Annotated in this window: 4 protein-coding genes and 1 pseudogene; 4 read left to right on the top strand and 1 reads right to left on the bottom strand. The window is 39.3% G+C overall.

Annotated elements, in window-relative coordinates; genetic code table 11:
• Positions 1-354 precede the first annotated feature (354 nt).
• From recR to OQ5_RS0102425, 4 genes are all read left to right on the top strand, one after another.
• Positions 355-978, top strand: a complete 624-nt coding sequence (recR, locus tag OQ5_RS0102440) for a recombination mediator RecR (protein WP_016775966.1) — start codon at positions 355-357, stop codon at positions 976-978.
• A gap of 10 nt (positions 979-988) precedes the next feature.
• Positions 989-1,456: a hypothetical protein gene (locus OQ5_RS0102435; protein ID WP_016775965.1), complete on the top strand. Its 468-nt coding sequence runs from the start codon at positions 989-991 to the stop codon at positions 1,454-1,456.
• Positions 1,457-1,462: 6 nt separating this feature from the next.
• Positions 1,463-1,900, top strand: coding sequence for a BT0820 family HAD-type phosphatase (locus OQ5_RS0102430; protein ID WP_016775964.1), 438 nt, complete (start codon positions 1,463-1,465; stop codon positions 1,898-1,900).
• A 323-nt stretch (positions 1,901-2,223) separates the two neighbouring features.
• Complete coding sequence (locus OQ5_RS0102425) at positions 2,224-3,402, top strand: glycosyltransferase family 2 protein (RefSeq protein ID WP_016775963.1); 1,179 nt, start codon at positions 2,224-2,226, stop codon at positions 3,400-3,402.
• Here the strand turns inward: OQ5_RS0102425 and OQ5_RS20020 are convergent.
• A pseudogene (locus OQ5_RS20020) lies at positions 3,370-3,589 on the bottom strand (hypothetical protein); the annotation flags it as partial. The gene OQ5_RS0102425 and the pseudogene OQ5_RS20020 sit on opposite strands and share 33 nt — an antisense overlap.

The following is a 3,589-nucleotide window of genomic DNA, read 5'->3' as shown; positions in this document are numbered from 1 at the left end:
AAGCCAACACGGGCGACGTTCATGGACTTGCGCAATGGCCGGAAATTTTGGCTTTCGCGGGGAGCCAGGTTTAAGCGGACCAGACCTTTTTGGTTCTTTTTGGGGCAATGCCAAAAAGAACAATGGAAAATAAATTTGAAACAGAGGTTGCTGAAAAAGTCAGCAACCTCCAATTAACCAGTTGACGAATTGACGAATTGACGAATTCTTGCAAGGCAAGCGGCAGAGCCGAGCGAACCAGCAAGCAACCAGTAACAAGCAACCAGTAACAAGAGTGCCCCGGACTAAAAGTCCTCCTTTGGGGGATTTGGTGGCCCCATTTTTTATTAACTTTGACTCACAAAAATAAGACCGATGTCAGAATTACAATTCCCCTCTAAGATACTTGAAAACGCTGTTAATGAATTCTCAAAGCTACCGGGTATAGGCAGAAAAACCGCCCTGAGGCTGGCACTTCATATTCTGAAACAGGACAAAGAATCGGTCGATAGCTTTGCCAATGCCATTACCACACTTCGCGATGAAATAAAATACTGCAAGAATTGTTACAACATTTCCGATAGCGATACCTGTTCTATTTGCTCTAATCCGCGGCGAGACCATTCATTGGTATGTATAGTAGAGAATGTAAGGGATGTGATGGCCATTGAAAACACACATCAATACCAGGGCATTTATCATGTTTTGGGGGGATTAATTTCCCCGATGGACGGAACGGGACCTGACGACCTTACCATTGCTCCCCTGGAAGAAAAGCTCAGAAAAGGTGAGATCAAAGAAATCATTTTTGCCTTAAGTACTACAATGGAAGGTGATACAACCAACTTCTATCTCTACAGAAAATTTCAATCCTATCCTGTAAAATTTACCACTATTGCACGAGGGGTTGCTATCGGCGACGAACTGGAATATGCCGACGAAGTGACCCTGGGACGATCACTGGTAGACCGTCTTCCCTTTGATAAAAATGCACTTTAAAACGTTTTTGATGAACACAAACAAAATTTTAAGACAGATCAAGTTTCTTTTTTGGACCATTCTCGCCGCTATGGTGGTAATGATGATAATTGCCCTGCTGGTGGTAAAAGAGATGGGGGCCGTTATTGAATGGACACTAGCTCAGAAAGAAAACTTCAAGGCAGTGATACTGATATTATCATTGGGCGGTATTCCTGCCAGTTATTTTTTTCACACAAAAAAAATAAAACATCTGAATCAGGAACTTTCCTTCGACGAAAAGCTGATGCAATATAAAAGCAGCTTTTTCATCAAAATCGTAACGCTCGAAGCTCTGGCGGTTCTGGGATTAATAGGTTATATGCTTACCGCCGACAACACTTTTATTTATGTTTTTGCGTTATTATTTTTAGCCTATCTGATCAACCGCCCTACCCTTCATAGTATCAGCAACGAAATTGAACCGGAAAATTTCGATGAAAACGATAATTCAGAATAAAAACAAATGGTTATAGCAGTTGATTTTGACGGCACTATTGTAGAACACAGGTATCCGAAAATCGGGAAAGAAAAGCTGTTTGCATTCGAAACTTTGAAGGCCTTGCAAAAGCAGGGACATCTCTTAATTCTTTGGACATTCAGGGCCGGAAAAGAACTTGACGAAGCCGTCGAATTCTGTGCAAAACACGGGATAGAATTTTATGCTGTCAACAAAAATTTTCCTGAAGAAGAATTTGACGAAACAGTTAGCCGTAAGATAAATGCAGACGTATATATTGACGACAGAAACATAGGCGGTTTCCCGGGATGGGGAGAGATTTATCAGATGCTCAGCCAGGATGTTCCCGAAAGCGAAAGAGAGCTGTTTCTTTCACAATACAAAAAAGCTGAGAAAAGAACTTTCTGTGGATTTATTAAATCTCTTTTCTGCAAAGACTTTTGAAACGAGCACAGATAGGCTTGCCACAATAGTGATTAGTGGTTAGTGGTTAGTGATTAGTTTTTAGTGGTTAGTTTTTAGTGATTAGTTTTTAGTGGTTAGTGATTAGTGGTTAGTGATTAGTGGTCATTGGCCATTGATAATTGACCCAGTTTTCTGAACAATCCCACTCAGTTTCTGAACAATCCCTAACAATTCTAACATCTTAACAATTCTAACAACCATAACAACTCTAACAGTCTAAATGTATAAACAGGTTACCACACTAATAACATGTATAAATCTTACATACAAGGTTCATTAGACCAATAAATTAAGTAAATGATATGGAAGCATCATATACGGCGCCCAAATTGTCTGTCATTATCGTTTCTTACCATGCCACGCCTCTGAATATTTTATGTTTATGGTCGTTGGAACAAAACAATCTTAAAGAATCGGAAGTAATCATTGTTGACAATGCCGGTTACGATCGTTACCTCGAACAACTGGCTCAAAACTATCCCTTTGTAAAAATAATCAGAAACCAAAATGAAGGCTTTGGCAAAGCCTGTAACAAGGGTTTCTCTATTGCACGAGGCAAATACATCCTGTTTCTGAATCCGGACACTATTGTACCCTTAAATATTGAAAAAAAAATATTCTCATTCTTCAGAGAATATCCGGAAACAGGAGCCATGGGGGCCAAAATGACAGATGGCAAAGGCTGTTTTCTGCCCGAATCGAAAAGAAATTTCCCGTATCCTCTTGCATCATTTCTCAAATTTTCGGGCTTTCAAAAGATCATTCCTTCCCAAAATTTAAAATTTAACTATCATGCCAGACACGTTGCAGATGACACAACAGCAAAAGTGGATGTTCTCTCGGGTGCGTTCATGGTTGTTACACGGGAAGCCATGGAAAAGACAGGCGGATTCGATCCACGGTTTTTTCTTTTTGCAGAAGATATTGATATTTCCATTCGGATATCAAAAGCAGACTACCAACTCTGGTACAATCCCGACATCGAAATCATTCATTTTAAAGGGCTTTCAACCAGACAATCGAAAAAATATGTCTCTTATTTTTACGGTTCAATGAAACTCTTTTATCTGAAATATTTTGAACAATCGCATGCCCGTCTTCAAAAAATGGCCATCACAACCTTTATCCAGTCAACTGCCTTTCTTTCTTCGTTAAGGCATTTTTTCAAAAGACAATTTCACCACCGTATGCCTTCTACCTTTTACATCGATTCGAATTACTGCACCAGTAGCATTTCTGAACTGCAAACCATGAAAAAATTCAGGTTTATCTGCACCTCATACAAGCACAAAAAGAATAAACCGACCCATCTGCTGCTCTCCGATGTGGAAACCAATCCGGATGAACTGATCAAACAAGTTAACAACATCAGGAACAAAAAAACCAGAATTTTATTCTGGCACAAATCCAGCGGCTGGCTATTCCACTTCGACGGGAAAAACGGAAAATCAGGCCCTGTTATAAATACAAAAATCAAGTAAAACAGTTGCTTCACCACCAAAATTGAGCCATTCAAAAAAACCACGTCCTTCAATAGCAATTCCTTCAACTATTTTTTCGTAACTTGTACGGTTCAATGAATTACTACAAATCAGCAAATTAAGGCTGATTTTTACAGATGAGTGTGGTATAAAAAGCATATTTTTGTCAAAATCAAAGCGTTTTAAA

The sequence above is a fragment of the Anaerophaga thermohalophila str. Valhall genome (genome assembly GCF_000250735.1).
GTDB classification, from domain to species: Bacteria; Bacteroidota; Bacteroidia; order Bacteroidales; family Marinilabiliaceae; genus Anaerophaga; species Anaerophaga thermohalophila_A.
Note: the sequence above shows the minus strand (reverse complement) of the source record. Positions and strands in the feature narration are given on the sequence as shown.

Bases quoted from the DNA above. Each gene is read 5' to 3' on its own strand.
- OQ5_RS0102430 (WP_016775964.1), top strand. From the start codon at position 1,463: ATGGTTATAGCAGTTGATTTTGACGGCACTATTGTAGAACACAGGTAT.
- OQ5_RS0102435 (WP_016775965.1), top strand. From the start codon at position 989: ATGAACACAAACAAAATTTTAAGACAGATCAAGTTTCTTTTTTGGACC.
- OQ5_RS0102425 (WP_016775963.1), top strand. From the start codon at position 2,224: ATGGAAGCATCATATACGGCGCCCAAATTGTCTGTCATTATCGTTTCT.
- recR (WP_016775966.1), top strand. From the start codon at position 355: ATGTCAGAATTACAATTCCCCTCTAAGATACTTGAAAACGCTGTTAAT.